Source organism: Massilia niastensis DSM 21313 (genome assembly GCF_000382345.1).
In the GTDB taxonomy this organism is placed as follows: Bacteria; Pseudomonadota; Gammaproteobacteria; order Burkholderiales; family Burkholderiaceae_D; genus Telluria; species Telluria niastensis.
The window spans coordinates 14286-31043 of sequence record NZ_KB908138.1 but is presented as its reverse complement, the minus strand read 5'-3'; the positions used below and the strand labels follow the sequence as shown (position 1 = coordinate 31043).

The 16758-nt window shown below is 64.3% G+C and carries 16 protein-coding genes and 2 tRNA genes; 15 read left to right on the top strand and 3 right to left on the bottom strand.

The features are described 5' to 3' along the window. Nucleotides 1–164 precede the first annotated feature (164 nt). The 6 genes from H162_RS0125215 to H162_RS0125190 all read left to right on the top strand — a co-directional run bounded on the left by H162_RS0125215 (nt 165) and on the right by H162_RS0125190 (nt 7382). Nucleotides 165–1079, top strand: coding sequence for a patatin-like phospholipase family protein (locus H162_RS0125215; protein ID WP_026355079.1), 915 nt, complete (start codon nt 165–167; stop codon nt 1077–1079). A gap of 14 nt (nt 1080–1093) precedes the next feature. Further along, entirely contained in the window at nt 1094–1504 is a 411-nt protein-coding gene (locus tag H162_RS0125210) for a GlcG/HbpS family heme-binding protein (protein WP_020656266.1), read from the top strand. A gap of 395 nt (nt 1505–1899) precedes the next feature. After that, nucleotides 1900–3090: a glutamine-hydrolyzing carbamoyl-phosphate synthase small subunit gene (carA, locus tag H162_RS0125205; RefSeq protein ID WP_026355078.1), complete on the top strand. Its 1191-nt coding sequence runs from the start codon at nt 1900–1902 to the stop codon at nt 3088–3090. After that, nucleotides 3083–6313: a carbamoyl-phosphate synthase large subunit gene (gene carB / locus H162_RS0125200; RefSeq protein ID WP_020656264.1), complete on the top strand. Its 3231-nt coding sequence runs from the start codon at nt 3083–3085 to the stop codon at nt 6311–6313. The genes carA and carB overlap by 8 nt, the downstream gene beginning before the upstream one ends. 107 nt (nt 6314–6420) lie before the next feature. Then, nucleotides 6421–6894 (top strand): transcription elongation factor GreA, encoded by a 474-nt coding sequence (greA, locus tag H162_RS0125195; RefSeq protein ID WP_026355077.1) that lies wholly within the window; start codon nt 6421–6423, stop codon nt 6892–6894. After that, the gene (locus H162_RS0125190) at nt 6894–7382 is read left to right on the top strand and encodes a DUF4149 domain-containing protein (RefSeq protein ID WP_020656262.1); all 489 of its coding nucleotides are present in this window, start codon (nt 6894–6896) and stop codon (nt 7380–7382) included. Before greA ends, H162_RS0125190 begins: the two co-directional genes overlap by 1 nt. 83 nt (nt 7383–7465) lie before the next feature. Here the strand turns inward: H162_RS0125190 and yhbY are convergent, their stop codons facing one another. Beyond that, a complete protein-coding gene (gene yhbY / locus H162_RS0125185) occupies nt 7466–7936 on the bottom strand; it encodes a ribosome assembly RNA-binding protein YhbY (RefSeq protein ID WP_020656261.1) in 471 nt (156 codons plus the stop codon). A gap of 42 nt (nt 7937–7978) precedes the next feature. Here yhbY and H162_RS0125180 point away from each other — a divergent pair, with 42 nt between their 5' ends. The 6 genes from H162_RS0125180 (at nt 7979) to H162_RS0125155 (ending at nt 13389) form a co-directional block, all read left to right on the top strand. After that, entirely contained in the window at nt 7979–8659 is a 681-nt protein-coding gene (locus H162_RS0125180) for an RlmE family RNA methyltransferase (protein ID WP_020656260.1), read from the top strand. Nucleotides 8660–8848: 189 nt separating this feature from the next. Beyond that, nucleotides 8849–10735, top strand: a complete 1887-nt coding sequence (gene ftsH / locus H162_RS0125175; protein ID WP_026355075.1) for an ATP-dependent zinc metalloprotease FtsH — start codon at nt 8849–8851, stop codon at nt 10733–10735. An 85-nt stretch (nt 10736–10820) separates the two neighbouring features. Further along, nucleotides 10821–11669, top strand: a complete 849-nt coding sequence (gene folP, locus H162_RS0125170) for a dihydropteroate synthase (protein WP_020656258.1) — start codon at nt 10821–10823, stop codon at nt 11667–11669. Nucleotides 11670–11688: 19 nt separating this feature from the next. Beyond that, nucleotides 11689–13029 carry a phosphoglucosamine mutase gene (gene glmM / locus H162_RS0125165; RefSeq protein ID WP_026355074.1) on the top strand — a complete coding sequence of 447 codons (1341 nt, stop codon included), beginning with the start codon at nt 11689–11691 and terminating at the stop codon, nt 13027–13029. Between the two features lie 90 nt (nt 13030–13119). Continuing rightward, nucleotides 13120–13196 (top strand) — tRNA-Pro (locus H162_RS0125160). 116 nt (nt 13197–13312) lie between these two features. After that, nucleotides 13313–13389: transfer RNA gene (locus H162_RS0125155), tRNA-Arg, on the top strand. A gap of 91 nt (nt 13390–13480) precedes the next feature. On the opposite strand, the gene H162_RS34450 is transcribed toward H162_RS0125155, so the two are convergent. Continuing rightward, complete coding sequence (locus tag H162_RS34450; protein WP_156885794.1) at nt 13481–13768, bottom strand: hypothetical protein; 288 nt, start codon at nt 13766–13768, stop codon at nt 13481–13483. A 57-nt stretch (nt 13769–13825) separates the two neighbouring features. After that, nucleotides 13826–14236 carry a tellurite resistance TerB family protein gene (locus tag H162_RS0125145; protein WP_020656255.1) on the bottom strand — a complete coding sequence of 137 codons (411 nt, stop codon included), beginning with the start codon at nt 14234–14236 and terminating at the stop codon, nt 13826–13828. Between the two features lie 103 nt (nt 14237–14339). On the opposite strand from H162_RS0125145, the gene H162_RS0125140 reads away from it, so the two are divergent. The 3 genes from H162_RS0125140 (at nt 14340) to H162_RS0125130 (ending at nt 16671) form a co-directional block, all read left to right on the top strand. Continuing rightward, nucleotides 14340–15269 carry a LysR family transcriptional regulator gene (locus H162_RS0125140; protein WP_020656254.1) on the top strand — a complete coding sequence of 310 codons (930 nt, stop codon included), beginning with the start codon at nt 14340–14342 and terminating at the stop codon, nt 15267–15269. Nucleotides 15270–15321: 52 nt separating this feature from the next. After that, entirely contained in the window at nt 15322–15645 is a 324-nt protein-coding gene (locus H162_RS0125135; RefSeq protein ID WP_020656253.1) for a DUF5710 domain-containing protein, read from the top strand. A 78-nt stretch (nt 15646–15723) separates the two neighbouring features. Next, complete coding sequence (locus tag H162_RS0125130) at nt 15724–16671, top strand: MBL fold metallo-hydrolase (RefSeq protein ID WP_020656252.1); 948 nt, start codon at nt 15724–15726, stop codon at nt 16669–16671. Nucleotides 16672–16758 lie beyond the last annotated feature (87 nt).

Here is a 16758-nt window from a genome sequence, read left to right as displayed (position 1 = left end):
CCGAAGGTTAACAGAGCCGCTACACGTTTACAACAGCCAAATGATCAAAGGCGGCTTAACTTAACCGCATTAGACTCTGACCCTCATTCTTTGAAGGGATGCAAAGGCTGACCCTCGCTGCTGGGTCGGGGTACAATCGTGCCTCGTTCTTTTCGGCACTATTTATGTTCTCTCGTCGTTCCTCCCTCGTCGCCTGCGCGGCGATGCTGTTGGCTGCCTGCGGCAGCGCTCCTACCACGCCGCCGGCGCCGGTGGCGCCGCTGCCCCAGGCGGCGCCGCTGCCGCCCAAGAAAATCAGGATCGGCCTCGCCCTCGGCGGCGGGGCGGCGCGCGGGTTTGCGCATATCGGGGTCATCAAGGCGCTCGAGGCCCAGGGGATCGTGCCCGAGATCGTGGTCGGGACCAGCGCCGGCTCGGTGGTCGGCTCGCTCTACGCTTCCGGGTTGAGCGGGTTTGCGCTGCAGAAGACGGCACTGCAGATGGACGAGGCCACGATTTCCGACTGGGCCTTGCCGCTGTTCAGCAAATCGACGGGCGTGCTCAAGGGCGAAGCCCTGCAGACGTATGTGAACAAGGCAGTCGGCAATGTGCCGATGGAAAAGCTCAAGATTCGCTTCGGCGCCGTCGCCACCGACCTGAAGACCGGCCAGCCGATTCTGTTTAACCGCGGCAATACCGGGATGGCGGTGCGCGCTTCCTCGGCCGTGCCGAGCGTGTTCCAGCCGGTGAAGATCGGCGCCAATACCTATGTGGATGGCGGCCTGGTCGCTCCGGTGCCGGTCAAGTTCACACGCGAGATGGGCGCCGATTTCATTATTGCGGTTAATATCTCGAGCCAGACCGAAGGCGCGGCCACCGCCAGCTCGCTCGACGTGCTGATGCAGACCTTCAGCATCATGGGCCAGCGCCTCAACCATTTCGAACTGAAGGAGGCCGACGTGGTCATCACGCCGGCGCTCGGCAACATGGGCAGCAGCGACTTCAACGGCCGCAATCTCGCGATCCTGGCCGGCGAGCAGGCCGCGGCCGCCGTCATGCCCCAGATCAAGGCCAAGCTCAAGGCCAAGCAGCAACCATAACGACAAGGAAAGCCATGCAATCGAAGCCTTACCTCACCCTCGCCGACGTCAAGACCATCGCCGCAGCCGCCGAGGCCGAAGCCGTCCGCAACAACTGGGCCGTGACCATCGCCATCGTCGACGACGGCGGCCACCTGATGTGGCAGCAGCGCCTCGACGGCGCGCCGCCGATCTCGTCGCATATCGCGCCGGCCAAGGCGAACACCGCCGCCCTCGGCCGCCGCGAATCGAAGATCTATGAAGAGCTCATCAATAACGGCCGGATCTCCTTCCTGAGCGCGCCGCAGATCGCAGGCATGCTCGAAGGCGGCGTGCCCGTCGTCGTCGAAGGCCACGTGATCGGCGCCGTCGGCGTGTCCGGCGTGAAGTCGAACGAAGATGCGCAAGTGGCCAAGGCTGGCATCGCCGCGCTGATCGGCGCCTGACGCCGCCGCGCACGGCCGCGCCATGCACGGCGCGGCCAGGCAGGCCCCGGTCCATGTCGATCGGCGCCTCCGGATCGCGGCGCGCGCCGCGATCGCGCATGGGGCAGGGCAGGCGGGTGGCCGGACTCCTCCAAACTTTCACGGAAGCAGCACAAGCACATGTTTTCGCATGTGTTTCGCCAAAAATCGCGCCGCTTTTGTCGAATCGCCGCATTGCCGGGCGAGGCGATTCGCGCTATAATTTGGAAGTTTAACCATTCACTTACCTGCCGTAGCGCTTACCCACCATCCCTCATTCAACTTGGCCTCCAACCCTGGCGCGCATGACGCAGCCCAGCACCGTTGGATGTCGGTCTGACGTGGCGCAGCTACGGTAACTTTATTGGGAGTTACCCTTGCCGCCATTTTTTTCTGGCCCAGCCGTTCCGGCCATCCTGGCCCTTGCAGACGGAACGATTTTCAAAGGCTATTCCATTGGCGCCGCCGGTCACACGACCGGAGAAGTGGTGTTTAACACCGCGATCACCGGCTACCAGGAAATCCTTACCGACCCCAGCTATTCGCGTCAGATCGTCACCCTGACGTACCCGCACATCGGCAACTACGGCATCAACACGCAGGACGTCGAAGCATCGAAAGTGCACGCCGCCGGCCTGATCATCCGTGACCTGCCGCTGCTGGCCTCGAATTTCCGTTCCACGCAATCGCTGTCGGACTACCTGAAGGCAGAAAACGTGGTCGCCATCGCCGGCATCGATACCCGCAAGCTGACCCGTATCCTGCGCGAGAAGGGCGCCCAGGGCGGCGCCATCCTGACCGGCACGCAAGGCGCCGAGCCGTCCCCGGCCCAGGCGCTGGAGCTGGCGCGTTCCTTCCCGGGCCTGAGCGGCATGGACCTGGCCAAGGTGGTCTCGGTCAAGGAGCCCTACGAATTCAGCGAAACCGAGTGGAAGCTCGGCGAAGGCTACGGCAAGCAGGAGAATCCCCAGTACCACGTGGTGGCCTTCGACTACGGCGTCAAGCGCAACATCCTGCGCATGCTGGCCGAACGCGGCTGCAAGGTCACCGTGCTGCCGGCCCAGTCCACTGCGGCCGACGCGCTGGCCCTGAACCCGGACGGCATCTTCCTGGCCAACGGCCCGGGCGACCCGGAACCCTGCGACTACGCGATCAAGGCGTCCCGTGAACTGATCGAGAAGGGCATCCCGACCTTCGGCATCTGCCTCGGCCACCAGATCATGGCGCTCGCCTCCGGCGCGAAGACCATGAAGATGAAGTTCGGCCACCACGGCGCCAACCACCCGGTGCAGGACCTCGATTCGAAGAAGGTCCTGATCACCTCGCAAAACCATGGCTTCGCGGTCGACCCGGAAACCCTGCCGGCCAACTGCCGCGTGACCCACGTGTCGCTGTTCGACGGCTCGCTGCAGGGCTTCGAGCGCACCGACAAGCCGGCCTTCTGCTTCCAGGGCCACCCGGAAGCCTCGCCCGGCCCGACCGACGTCGCCTATCTGTTCGACCGCTTCATCAGCCTGATGCAAGCGACTGGAGAAAAAGTAAATGCAGGGGAAAAAGTAAATGCCTAAGCGTAGTGATATCAAAAGCATCCTGATCATCGGCGCGGGTCCGATCGTCATCGGCCAGGCGGTCGAGTTCGACTACTCGGGCGCCCAGGCCTGCAAGGCCCTGCGCGAAGAAGGCTACAAGGTCATCCTGGTCAACTCGAACCCGGCGACCATCATGACCGACCCGGAAACGGCCGACGTCACCTACATCGAGCCGATCACCTGGAAGGTCGTCGAGCGCATCATCGACAAGGAGCGTCCCGACGCGATCCTGCCGACCATGGGCGGCCAGACCGCGCTGAACTGCGCGCTCGACCTGCACCGCCACGGCGTGCTGGACAAGTACAAGGTCGAGCTGATCGGCGCGACGCCCGAGGCGATCGACAAGGCCGAGGACCGCTCCAAGTTCAAGGATGCGATGACCAAGATCGGCCTCGGTTCGGCACGCTCGGGCGTGGCGCACTCGATGGAAGAATCGTGGGCGGTGCAGCGCGAGCTGGGCTTCCCGACCATCATCCGTCCGTCGTTCACCATGGGCGGCAGCGGCGGCGGCATCGCCTACAACGAAGAAGAATTCGAACAGATCTGCAAGCGCGGCCTGGAAGCCTCGCCGACCTCCGAGCTGCTGATCGAAGAATCGCTGCTGGGCTGGAAAGAGTACGAGATGGAAGTGGTCCGCGACAAGAAGGACAACTGCATCATCATCTGCTCGATCGAGAACCTGGATCCGATGGGCGTGCACACCGGCGACTCGATCACGGTCGCACCGGCGCAGACCCTGACCGACAAGGAATACCAGATCATGCGCAACGCGTCGATCAACGTCCTGCGCGAGATCGGCGTCGACACCGGCGGCTCGAACGTGCAGTTCGCGATCAACCCGAAGGACGGCCGCATGATCGTCATCGAGATGAATCCGCGCGTGTCGCGTTCGTCGGCGCTGGCCTCGAAGGCCACCGGCTTCCCGATCGCCAAGGTCGCCGCCAAGCTGGCCGTCGGTTTTACGCTCGATGAGCTGCGCAACGAGATCACCGGCGGCGCGACCCCGGCCTCGTTCGAGCCGTCGATCGACTACGTGGTGACCAAGATCCCGCGCTTCACCTTCGAGAAATTCCCGACCGCCGACAAGCACCTGACCACCCAGATGAAATCGGTGGGTGAAGTCATGGCGATGGGCCGCACCTTCCAGGAATCCTTCCAGAAGGCCCTGCGCGGCCTCGAAGTGGGCGTGGATGGCCTGAACGAGAAGACCCGCGACCGCGAGAAGATCGAAGAGGAACTGGGCGAGCCGGGTCCGGATCGCATCTGGTACGTCGGCGACGCGTTCGCCCAGGGCTTCACCCTGGACGAAGTGCACAACCTGACCAAGATCGATCCGTGGTTCCTGGTCCAGATCAAGGAGATCGTGGACATCGAGCTGTGGCTCGAGACCCAGACCCTGGACGCGCTCGACAAGGCGCTGCTGTACCGCCTCAAGCAGAAGGGCTTCGCGGACCGCCGCCTGGCCTTCCTGCTCAAGGTCAAGCCGGAAGACATCCGCGCACGCCGCCACGCCCTGGGCGTGCGCCCGGTGTACAAGCGCGTCGACACCTGCGCCGCGGAGTTCTCGACCAACACCGCCTACATGTACTCGACCTACGACGAGGAGTGCGAGTCCAACCCGACCGACAAGAAGAAGATCATGGTGCTGGGCGGCGGCCCGAACCGGATCGGCCAGGGCATCGAGTTCGACTACTGCTGCGTCCACGCGGCCCTCGCGATGCGCGAAGACGGCTACGAGACCATCATGGTCAACTGCAACCCCGAAACCGTCTCGACCGACTACGACACCTCGGACCGCCTGTACTTCGAGTCGCTGACCCTGGAAGACGTGCTCGAGATCGTGGAACTCGAAAAGCCGGAAGGCGTGATCGTCCAGTACGGCGGCCAGACCCCGCTGAAGCTGGCGCTCGACCTCGAAGCCAACGGCGTGCCGATCATCGGCACCTCGCCGGACATGATCGACGCCGCCGAAGACCGCGAGCGCTTCCAGCAGCTGCTGCAGAAGCTCGGCCTGCGCCAGCCGCCGAACCGCACCGCGCGCACCGAAACCGAGGCGCTGGCCCTGGCCCAGGAAATCGGCTACCCGCTGGTGGTGCGCCCGTCCTACGTGCTGGGCGGCCGCGCGATGGAAATCGTCCACGAGCAGCGCGACCTCGAGCGCTACATGCGCGAAGCGGTCAAGGTCTCGCACGATTCGCCGGTGCTGCTGGACCGCTTCCTGAACGACGCCGTCGAAGTCGACGTCGACTGCATCTCGGACGGCGAAGCCACCTTCATCGGCGGCGTGATGGAACACATCGAACAGGCCGGCGTGCACTCGGGCGACTCGGCCTGCTCGCTGCCGCCATACTCGCTGTCGCCGGAGACCATCGCCGAACTGAAGCACCAGACTTCGCTGATGGCCAAGGCCCTGAACGTGGTCGGCCTGATGAACGTGCAGTTCGCGATCCAGCAGAAGGAAGAGAACGGCCAGCTGGTCGACACCGTGTTCGTGCTGGAAGTGAACCCGCGCGCCTCGCGCACCGTGCCCTTCGTGTCGAAGGCGACCGGCCTGCAGCTGGCCAAGATCGCGGCGCGCTGCATGGTCGGCCAGACCCTGGCCCAGCAGGGCGTGACGGCGGAAGTCACGCCGCCGTTCTACAGCGTCAAGGAAGTCGTGTTCCCGTTCGTGAAATTCCCTGGCGTCGACACCATCCTCGGACCGGAAATGAAATCGACCGGCGAAGTGATGGGCGTGGGCATGACCTTCGGTGAAGCCTTCGTCAAGTCGCAGCTCGCGGCCGGCATCATCCTGCCGAAGTCGGGCAGCGTGTTCCTGTCGGTGAAGGCCTCGGACAAGCCGCGCGCCGTCGCCGTGGCGCGCGACCTGGTGGAACTGGGCTTCAGCCTGGTGGCGACCAAGGGCACCGCGGCCGTCATCTCCGCCGCCGGCATTCCGGTGCGCGCCGTGAACAAGGTGCTCGAGGGCCGTCCGCACGTGGTCGACATGATCAAGAACCACGAGATCGTGCTGGTCGTGAACACGGTCGAGGAAAAGCGCAGCGCCATCGCCGACTCGCGTGCGATCCGTACCTCGGCCCTGGCCTCGCGCGTGGTAACCTATACCACCATCGCCGGCGCGGAAGCCGCGATCGAGGGCATGCGCCACATCGACGAACTGCAGGTCTATGATTTACAAGGTCTGCATAAAACCTTAAACTAAGCGGCAAGTAGTACCAGTCAAACCACAGAGCTCGCGCGGCGTTGCGCCGTGTGCCTCTGTGGTTTTCACTTGGTACGTCCGTAAAGTAAACACAAAGACCAGACACCATGAACACTCCATTGACCAAATACGGCGCTGAACTGTTGAAGGAAGAACTGCATCAGCTCAAGACCAAGGAGCGCCGCATCGTGATCGACGCGATCGCCGAGGCGCGTTCGCATGGCGACCTGTCCGAAAACGCCGAATACGATGCCGCCAAGGAGCGCCAGGCCTTCGTCGAAGGCCGCATCGCCGAACTGGAAGGCAAGCTGAGCACTGCACAGGTGATCGACCCGGCCACGCTGGACGCCGAAGGCCGCGTCGTGTTCGCCTCGACCGTCGACCTGGAAGACCTGGACAACGGCCAGAAGGTGAGCTACCAGATCGTCGGCCTGGACGAAGCCGACCTGAAGATGAACAAGGTCTCGGTGACCTCGCCGATCGCGCGCGCCCTGATCGGCAAGTATGCCGGCGACGTGGTCGAAGTGCAGGCGCCGTCGGGCCCGCGCGAGTACGAGATCCTCGAAGTCCGCTACGTCTGATGAAGCCGACCGCGGCCAGCGCCGGCGCAGTGCGTCCGCTCACCGGCCGCCTGGCCGGCGCGCGCCTGCTGGTGGCGGCGCTGTGGGCGGGCAGCCTGTGGGTGCTCGGCTACCTCGCGGCGCCGGCCGCCTTCGCCGTCCTGCCGAGCAATCTGGCCGGCGACCTGGTGGCGGTCCTGCTGACGCGCCAGGCCTGGCTGGCGTTCTCCTGCGCCGCGCTGCTGCTGGTGCTGCTGCGCTTCGCGACCGACCTGGAGCCGCCGCGGCGGCGCTTCCTGCACCTGCTGGTGCTGGCGATGCTGGCCTGTGCGCTGGTGATCCATGTCGGGCTGCAGCCGGCCATGGCGGGCCTGCGCGAGCTGGCCGGCCCGGCCGGCGTGCGGGCGTCGCCGTACTGGACGCAGTTCGCCGTGATGCATGGCGCGTCGCAGCTGTTCCACCTGGCGGAAAGCCTGCTGGGTGCTTTCCTGGTCCTGAAGAGCCGCTGAATCGGCGGGGTGGGCGGGTCTTGCCCACGCCGGCGTTCCGGCTGCCCCAGGCGAAAAAAAACCGGGTCGCCCCGGTTTTTCAATCACTTGTTCAGTGCATTTTTCTTGGTACTGGTCTGACGCGGCTTGGCGCGCTTGATGTTGCCGCCCGCCGTCACGCGCTCGTTCCCTTTGAGCATGACCTTGGTGACGCTCGGCTTCTTGGTGCCGCTGGCGCTGGCCTTGACGATGGTGACTTCGCGCATGCCCGGACCGGACTTGCCGCTGCGTTCCTTGACCGTTTCCTTCTTCGGACGGTACAGCACCAGCAGCTTGCCGATGTGCTGGACCGGCGCCGCGCCGAGTTCTTCGCAGATCTGTTCGTAGATCGCGACGCGCTGCTCGCGGTCGTCGCCGAACACGCGCACCTTGATCAGGCCGTGCGCGTCGAGGCTGGCGTCGATTTCCTTCATGACGGATTCGGACAGCCCGGCTTCGCCGATCATGACGACAGGATTGAGGCCATGGGCCTCTGCGCGCAGGGCGCTGCGCTCGGCCGGTGTGAGTTTAAGCATAATAATTTTTTGATGTACCTATAAAAGCAGTATTCTACGCGAATGGCCAAGAACAAATTAAACAAAAACTGGTTGCACGACCACATTAACGATCCCTACGTGAAAATGGCGCAAAAGGACGGTTACCGCGCCCGCGCCGCCTACAAGCTCAAGGAGATCGACGAAAGCGAAAAGCTGATCAAGCCGGGCCAGGTGATCGTCGACCTCGGCTGCACCCCCGGCAGCTGGGGCCAGTACACCCGCCGCAAGCTGGCGGGCAAGGAGGGTGGCGGCATCCACGGCACCATCATCGGCCTGGACATCCTGCCCATGGAGCCGATCGCCGACATGCATTTCATCCAGGGCGATTTTCGCGAAGAGGAGATCCTCCACAAGCTGGGCGAGGTGCTGGGCGACCGCAAGGTCGACCTGGTGCTGTCCGACATGGCGCCCAACCTGTCCGGTATTCCATCGGCCGATGCGGCGCGCATGGAAGACCTGATCGATCTGGCCATTGAATTTTCTCAGTTACACTTGAAACCGGGCGGGGCATTGCTGGTAAAGTGTTTCAAAGACATGGGTTTTACCCAGATTCTGGAGAAATTTCGACATGAATTCCGGACCGTGAAACAGGTCAAACCAAAGGCCAGCCGCGACAAATCCTCCGAGATTTTCCTGCTGGGGCGTGGATTGAAGCACCCCGTGGCGCAAAAAGAGGCCGATGACGAGGGCGATGCCCCTTGATTTTCGCTCTTGTACCCGCACATCAGCCGCGTGAGGCTGTTTGTGTGCAAACGGTTGCGTCATGAGTTGAACCTTGTATTACTAGCATTCAAGCACTATTGCGGGCGCTGCGTAGCAGTGTCGGCTTATTGCGGTTAAAATCGACGTACTGTAATCGGTAGAGATGCGCATCGCATCGGAGGAGTCTTCGTGAATAATATGTTTTCCAAATCCGCCATCTGGGTGGTGGTCGCGCTGCTGTTGTTCATGCTGTTCAAGCAGTTCGACACCCACAGCGTTGCTGGCGGCAGCAAGACCATCGCTTATTCCGAGCTGCTCGACGATGTGAAGGCGCGTCGCATCAAGGACGTCGTCATCGAGGGCTCGAACATCACCGCGACCCGCGCCGACGATACCAAGGTGCGCGCCACCGCGACCATCCTCGACCGTGGCCTGATCGGCGACCTGCGCGAGAACAACGTGCGCTTCGATGTGAAACCGCCGGAGGAACCGTCGTTCCTGCAGCAGGTGTTCATCTCCTGGTTCCCGATGCTGCTCCTGATCGGCGTGTGGGTATTCTTCATGCGCCAGATGCAAGGCGGCGGCAAGGGCGGCGCGTTCTCCTTCGGCAAATCGAAGGCGCGCATGCTCGATGAAACCAACAACACCGTGACCTTCTCCGACGTCGCCGGCTGCGACGAGGCGAAGGAAGAAGTCGGCGAGATCGTCGACTTCCTGAAAGACCCGACCAAGTTCCAGAAGCTGGGCGGCCGTATCCCGCGCGGCGTGCTGATGGTGGGCCCTCCGGGTACCGGCAAGACCCTGCTGGCGCGCGCCATCGCCGGCGAAGCCAAGGTGCCGTTCTTCTCGATCTCGGGTTCCGACTTCGTCGAGATGTTCGTCGGCGTCGGCGCATCCCGCGTCCGTGACATGTTCGAGAATGCCAAGAAGCATTCGCCTTGCATCATCTTCATCGACGAGATCGACGCGGTCGGCCGTCACCGCGGCGCCGGCATGGGCGGCGGCAACGACGAGCGCGAACAGACCCTGAACCAGCTGCTGGTCGAGATGGACGGCTTCGAAGCCTCCTCGGGCGTCATCGTCATCGCCGCGACCAACCGCGCCGACGTGCTCGACAAGGCGCTGCTGCGTCCGGGCCGTTTCGACCGCCAGGTGATGGTGGGCCTGCCGGACATCCGCGGCCGCGAACAGATCCTGAACGTGCACATGCGCAAGGTCCCGATCGGCACCGACGTCAAGGCCGACATCCTGGCGCGCGGCACCCCGGGCTTCTCGGGCGCCGACCTGGCCAACCTGGTCAACGAAGCCGCGCTGTTCGCCGCACGCCGCAACAAGCGCCTGGTCGAGATGAACGACTTCGAAGACGCCAAGGACAAGATCTTCATGGGTCCGGAGCGCAAGTCGATGGTCATGCGCGAGGAAGAGCGCCGCAACACGGCTTACCACGAGTCGGGCCATGCGGTGGTCGCCAAGCTGCTGCCGAAGGCCGATCCGGTGCACAAGGTCACGATCATGCCGCGCGGCTATGCCCTGGGCCTGACCTGGCAGCTGCCTGAGCACGACAACCTGTCTGGCTACAAGGACAAGATGCTCGAAGAAATCTCGATCCTGTTCGGCGGCCGCATCGCCGAGGAGATCTTCGTCGGCCAGATGTCGACCGGCGCCTCGAACGACTTCGCCCGCGCCACCAAGCTGGCCCGTTCGATGGTCACCCGTTTCGGCATGTCCGAGAGCATGGGCGTCATGGTGTACGAAGACAGCGAGAACGAAGGCTTCTTCGGCGGCGCCACCAAGACCATCTCGGAGGCGACCCAGCAGAAGGTGGACGCCGAGATCCGCACCATCCTCGACCAGCAGTATGCCCTGGCGCGCCGCCTGCTCGAGGAAAACCGCGACAAGGTCGAAATGATGACCAAGGCGCTGCTCGACTGGGAAACCATCGACTCCGAACAGATCAACGACATCATGGCCGGCCGCGAGCCGCGCCTGCCGAAGAACGGCATCCTGACCAAGCGCTCGCCTCCGGGCGACAGCGGTCCGGGCGGTGTGGCGCCAAACGCCACTGCACCGGCCTGATGCGCTGATCTTCTCTCAAAAGGCATCCTTCCCGGATGCCTTTTGTTCGTTAACGCTTCCGCTCGTTTTTTTCCTTGTTTCCGCCATGCCCAAGAACCTGCAATGCGGCCGCTTCAGCTTTGCGCTGGAAGGCCGCGAATCCACCCATCCCATCGTGATGGGGATCCTGAACGTCACTCCCGATTCGTTTTCCGATGGCGGCCGCTACCAGGGCCTCGAATTCGCGCTCTCGCATGCCGAGGAGATGATCCGCGACGGCGCCCTGATGATCGACATCGGCGGCGAATCGACCCGTCCCGGCTCGCCCAGCGTGCCGCTCGCGGAGGAACTGCGGCGCGTGATGCCGGCCCTGTATGCGCTCAAGACCCTCGACGTGGCGCTGTCGGTCGACACCTGCAAGCCGGAAGTCATGCGCGAAGCCCTGATCGCGGGCGCCGACATGATCAACGATATCAACGGCTTCCGCGCGCCGGGCGCGATCGAAGCCGTGCTCGACAGCGACTGCGGCCTGTGCGTGATGCACATGCAGGCCACGCCGCAGACGATGCAGCAGGCGCCCAGCTACGCCGACGTGGTGGACGAGGTGATCGGCTTCCTGCGCGGGCGGGTGGAGGCCATGACGGCGGCCGGCATCGCCCGCGAGCGCATCTGCCTCGACCCCGGCTTTGGTTTCGGCAAGACCGTCGAACACAACTATGCCTTGCTGCGCCACCTGAAACGGATCCGCGACGAACTGGCCCTGCCGGTGCTGGCAGGGATGTCCCGCAAGTCGATGATCGGCGCCGTCACCGGCCGGCCCGTCGAGCAGCGTGTGGCGGGCAGTATCGGAGCGGCATTGGCTGCGGTAGCGCATGGCGCTAGAATTGTGCGTGTGCATGATGTAACAGAAACAACCGATGCCCTCAAAGTATGGCATGCGGCGACAAACGATTAATCACGGAAAAGAGACAAGAATGGCACGCAAATATTTCGGTACCGACGGTGTTCGTGGACTCGTGGGCGTCGCGCCCATCACGCCGGACTTCGTCATGCGCCTCGGCTATGCCGCAGGCACCGTCCTGGCAAAGGGCGGCAAATCCAGCAGCGGCCGTCCCGTCGTCCTGATCGGCAAGGACACCCGCATTTCCGGCTACCTGCTCGAAGCAGCCCTCGAGGCCGGCTTCTCGGCAGCGGGCGTCGACGTGATGCTGGCCGGCCCGATGCCGACCCCGGCCATCGCCTACCTGACCCGCGCGCTGCGCCTGCAGGCCGGCGTCGTGATCTCCGCCTCCCACAACCCGTTCCAGGACAACGGCATCAAGTTCTTCTCCGAACACGGCACCAAGCTGCCCGACGCGGTCGAGCAGGAGATCGAGGATGCGATCGACCAGCCGATGGGCTGCGTCGGTTCCGACAAGCTGGGCCGCGCGACCCGCCTGCGCGACGCCCAGGGCCGCTACATCGAATTCTGCAAGAGCACTTTCCCGAACGAGCTCGACCTGCGCGGCCTGAAGATCGTGGTCGACAGCGCCCATGGCGCCGCCTACAACATCGCGCCGCACGTGTTCCATGAACTGGGCGCCGAGGTGATCTCGATCGGCGCCTCGCCGGACGGCTTCAACATCAACGCCGGCTTCGGCGCGACCGCGCCCAAGGCGCTGTCCGAGGCCGTGGTGGCCAACAAGGCCGACCTCGGCATCGCCCTGGATGGCGACGCCGACCGCCTGATCATGTGCGACGCCAGCGGCCGCATCTACAATGGCGACGAACTGCTGTACGTGATGGTGCGCGACCGCATGGCGACCGGCCCGGTGGCTGGCGCGGTCGGCACCCTGATGACCAACATGGCGCTCGAGGTGGCTTTCAAGCAGCTGGGCATCGGCTTCGCGCGCGCCAAGGTCGGCGACCGCTACGTGCTGGAAGTGATGCAGGAGCGCGGCTGGCTGTTCGGCGGCGAAGGTTCGGGCCACCTGCTGGCGCTGGACAAGCACACCACCGGCGACGGCATCGTCTCGGCGCTGCAGGTGCTGTCGGCGCTCAAGCGCGGCAACAAGTCGCTGGCCGAGTGCTGCGCCGAGCTGAAGCTGTACCCGCAGACCCTGATCAACAAGAAAGTGAACCCGGGCTTCGACTGGACCAGCGACCAGGCCCTGGTGGCCGAGAAGGAAGCGGTGGAGCGCGAGCTGGGCGAGACCGGCCGCGTGCTGATCCGCGCTTCGGGCACCGAACCCCTGATCCGCGTCATGGTCGAGGCGAAGGATGCCGAGCTAGCGGAAAGCATGGCGCGCCGCATCGCCGACAAGCTGGCCGCCTGAGCGGCGCCTGGAGGACCTGGCGCATCGGGGCGCGCGATTGGCGCGATGCGTTGACGTCCGTTCGGCGGTGGGAGTATGATGGACCTACGTCGGAGTGTGGCGCAGCCCGGTAGCGCACCTGGTTTGGGACCAGGGGGTCCAAGGTTCGAATCCTTGTACTCCGACCACCCCGATTTCCGGCAGGCCGTCTGCGACGGCCTGCTTTCGCTTGTCCACGCTACCTGTATGTTTGCCTGTGTTGCAAGCCCTGAGGGGACAGGCTATAGTAGCGCCTCTCTTCGATCCGCCCTTAGCTCAGTTGGATAGAGCAACAGCCTTCTAAGCTGTGGGTCACACGTTCGATTCGTGTAGGGCGGGCCACTTTCTCCCAACTTTCCAGCGACCTGAGAATACCGATATTCGATCGGGAATAACGGCCATTCAATGCCTGCAGCGATCCGAATGCTTGCCGCTAGAACGGAGGCTCGACATCGGCCCAAGGCGGCAAGTCCATGTCGATCTCCTGCAGCGACATAGCCGCCATATCGATTTCCCTGAATAAGTCGTCGCCATCGAAGGTCGCATAGCAGCGCGCATTCGTGGTTTTCGTCGACACCAGCATGATTGGCAAACCGGGGAAATAAGGCGATAGCCGGTTCAGGAGCACATCGCCGACACCGGGGCGCACATAGCTCGGATGGGGAAATGCCAATACCAGCCGGATATCCCGCACCGTCGTGACACAAGCCGGTATCTTCATGTTGTCGTAAGCTTTTTTGTTATCCCAAGCGCTGCTGTCGACCTGTTCGCATCCTGCTCAGGCCACGTCCGCGTCCAGGACTTCGGCTTCCGTCCACGCATAGGTGGCGCGGCGCAGCAAGCGGCGCTCGCGGTGGTCGATGACCGCGTCGGCGCGGGCAATCTCGAGCATACCCTTGAGCAGGCAGATGCGCAGCAAGGGCGAGTCGATCTCGTCCAGCAGGCGGTCGAGCAGCTCGGGCTCGATCTCGACCATGCCGGCATCGGGGTCGGCGCTGGATGCCAGCAGGTCCTGGCACAGCTCGCCGACGGTCTCGTCGAACGTGTCTTCGCTCACCTCCAGGCGCCGCAGCAGGCCGCTGTGGTGCAGGGCCTTCAGCTCGCGCGGCGCCAGGTGGCCGTCGACGATCATCGTCAGGGCCAGCAGGCGGCAAATGGCTTTCGGACTGTTGGTGGGATAGGTTCGCATGGTGTTCCTCGTCTAATGATTGAAGTAATCAATATACGGAGCGCCAAAGCGAAAGTAAAATCGAATAATCTTTCGCAATCATCAACTTGGTTGGTGTTGTTCCATGATTAACTACAAGCACCTCCAGTACTTCCATACGGTGGCGACCAGCGGCACCGTGGCCCGCGCGGCGCAGCAGCTGCATGTCTCGGCGCAGGCGATCAGCACCCAGCTGCAGGTACTCGAAGCCCAGATGGGCGAGGAACTGTTCAGGAAGAAGGGCCGGCTGCTGGAGCTGACCGAGGCGGGCAAGACCGTGTTGAAGTATGCCGACCAGATCTTTAGCCTTGGCAATGAACTCGAGCAGGCGATCCGGCGCGGGGTGTTCACGGAAAGCGAAACCTTGCGAGTCGGCATCTGCGACGTGATCCACAAGACCATGGCGTTCCGCCTGCTGCAGCCGGCGCGCGAGGCCGGCCTGGCGATGCGGCTGGTGTGCCGCGAGGGGCGCTTCCTGCACCTGATGCACGAGCTGAGCGCGCACCGTCTCGACCTCGTCATTTCCGACCAGGGCCTGCCGCCGGGCGGCGCGATCCGCGGCCACACCCACCTGCTGGGCGCCAGCATCCTGAGCGTCTTCGGCCATCCCCAGCTGTGCCGCGACTGGCCGGGAGCCTTCCCGGCCCGGCTCAAGGGTGCGCCTTTCCTGATGCCCGGACAGGACGCGACCGTGCACAGCCAGCTGAAGGGATGGCTGGAAGCCCAGCAGCTGCGCCCGATCATCGTCGGCGAATTCGACGACGGCGCCTTGCTCGCCTCGTTTGCGCGCTCCGGGGCCGGCTTCGTCGCCGCGCCGGGCGTGCTGGGCGACACCGTGTGTGCGGAGTACGGGCTCGAGGAGGTGGGCGCGATCGACACGATCAGCGAGCAGTTCTATGCGGTGACGGTCGAGCGCCGGGTCCATCATCCGGCGCTGCGGCGGATCCTCGAGCGCGCCGGCGGCATCTTCGCGAATGCGGACGGAACTGGGCAGATGGCGCCGGCCGGGTTATGATGCGTTCCGCGGCCGCCGGCCGCGCCTGCCGATGAACCACGCTGTGTAGCCCATGCTCTATCTCGATGTCCCGTATGCCGACAAGGACGGCGCCAAGGCCCTAGGCGCCAAATGGAATGCGACGCGCAAGCGCTGGTACGTGCCGGACGGCGTGGCCACCGAAGCCTTCGCGAAATGGCTGCCCAAGGGCGGCGTCTCCGGCCCGGGCGGCCGTGTCGATGCCTATGCGGCCAAGCTGGTGGTCGGCGCCAACTGCGTCGACTACACCCATGACTGTAATCCCTTCGAGCCTTGCGCCGTGTGCGAGGCGGCGCTGGCTGGCACCCCCTGGGCCGCCGCGCGGCGCAGCCTGGCCGAGGCGACCGCCAGGCTGTAGGCGACGGCGGCGAACCGTACGCCGCCCATGGCCGGGTTCTGTTAGCTTCGTGTCGATTTCCATCATACGGAGCACCGCATGCCCTTCGTCAGTCCGCTATGCAGCTTCGTTGCCATGCTCCTGTGCGCCTGCGCCATGCAGCTCGCCCAGGCCCAGGCGCCCGTCGTGGAACCGGGCGATACATTCAGCCTGAAGCTGGCGCCGGGGGAGGCGGCATCGCCGAAGGAAGGCAGCGTGCGCTTCATCGGCACCGCGACGGTGCTGATCCGCTACCAGGGCTTTACCATCCTCACCGATCCGAACTTCCTGCACAAGGGCGACTACGCGGACCTGGGCTATGGACTGAGCTCGCAACGCAGGACCAATCCCGCGCTCCGGTTCGAGGAGCTGCCGCCGATCGACCTGGTCGTGCTGTCGCACTTCCATGGCGACCACTTCGACCAGCTGGTGCAGGAGCGCCTGAACCGGGCCACGCCCATCGTCAGCACCAAGGAAGGGTCGGAACGCCTCAAGCGCCTGGGCTTCACGCGCGTCACGGGGCTCAGCACCTGGGACCGCCTCGACGTCAGCAAGGGCGAAGGCCGCTTGCGCGTCACCGCGACGCCGGCGCGCCACGGTCCGGCCGCGGTCGCGGTGATGCTGCCCACGGTCATGGGCTCGGTGCTCGATTTCGGCGCCGATCCCGACACGCCCGACTACCGCATCTACATCAGCGGCGACACCCTGGTCTACGAGGACATCCAGGCGATTCCCCAGCGCTTTCCGGGCATCGACCTGGCCCTGCTGCACCTGGGCGGCATGCGCCTCCTCGGGCTCGCGCAAGTGACGATGGACGGCAAGGACGCGGTGCGCATGATGCAGCTTGTCAGGCCGAAGAAGACGGTGCCGGTCCACTGCGACGACTACGACGTGTACCAGTCTGCGCGCGAAGACTTCGTCCGCGAAGCCAGGGCGGCCGGGCTGGTACAGGATGTGGTCTTCCTGGCGCATGGCGACACCCATACCTTCACGCCGGCCCAGCGCTGAAGCGTGCGGGGGCAACTGTTGTTCCTTGGCGCTTCATATCGTGTGCGCCTCGCATAACTGCCGAGTAAACGCTAAGATGTCAGCCTG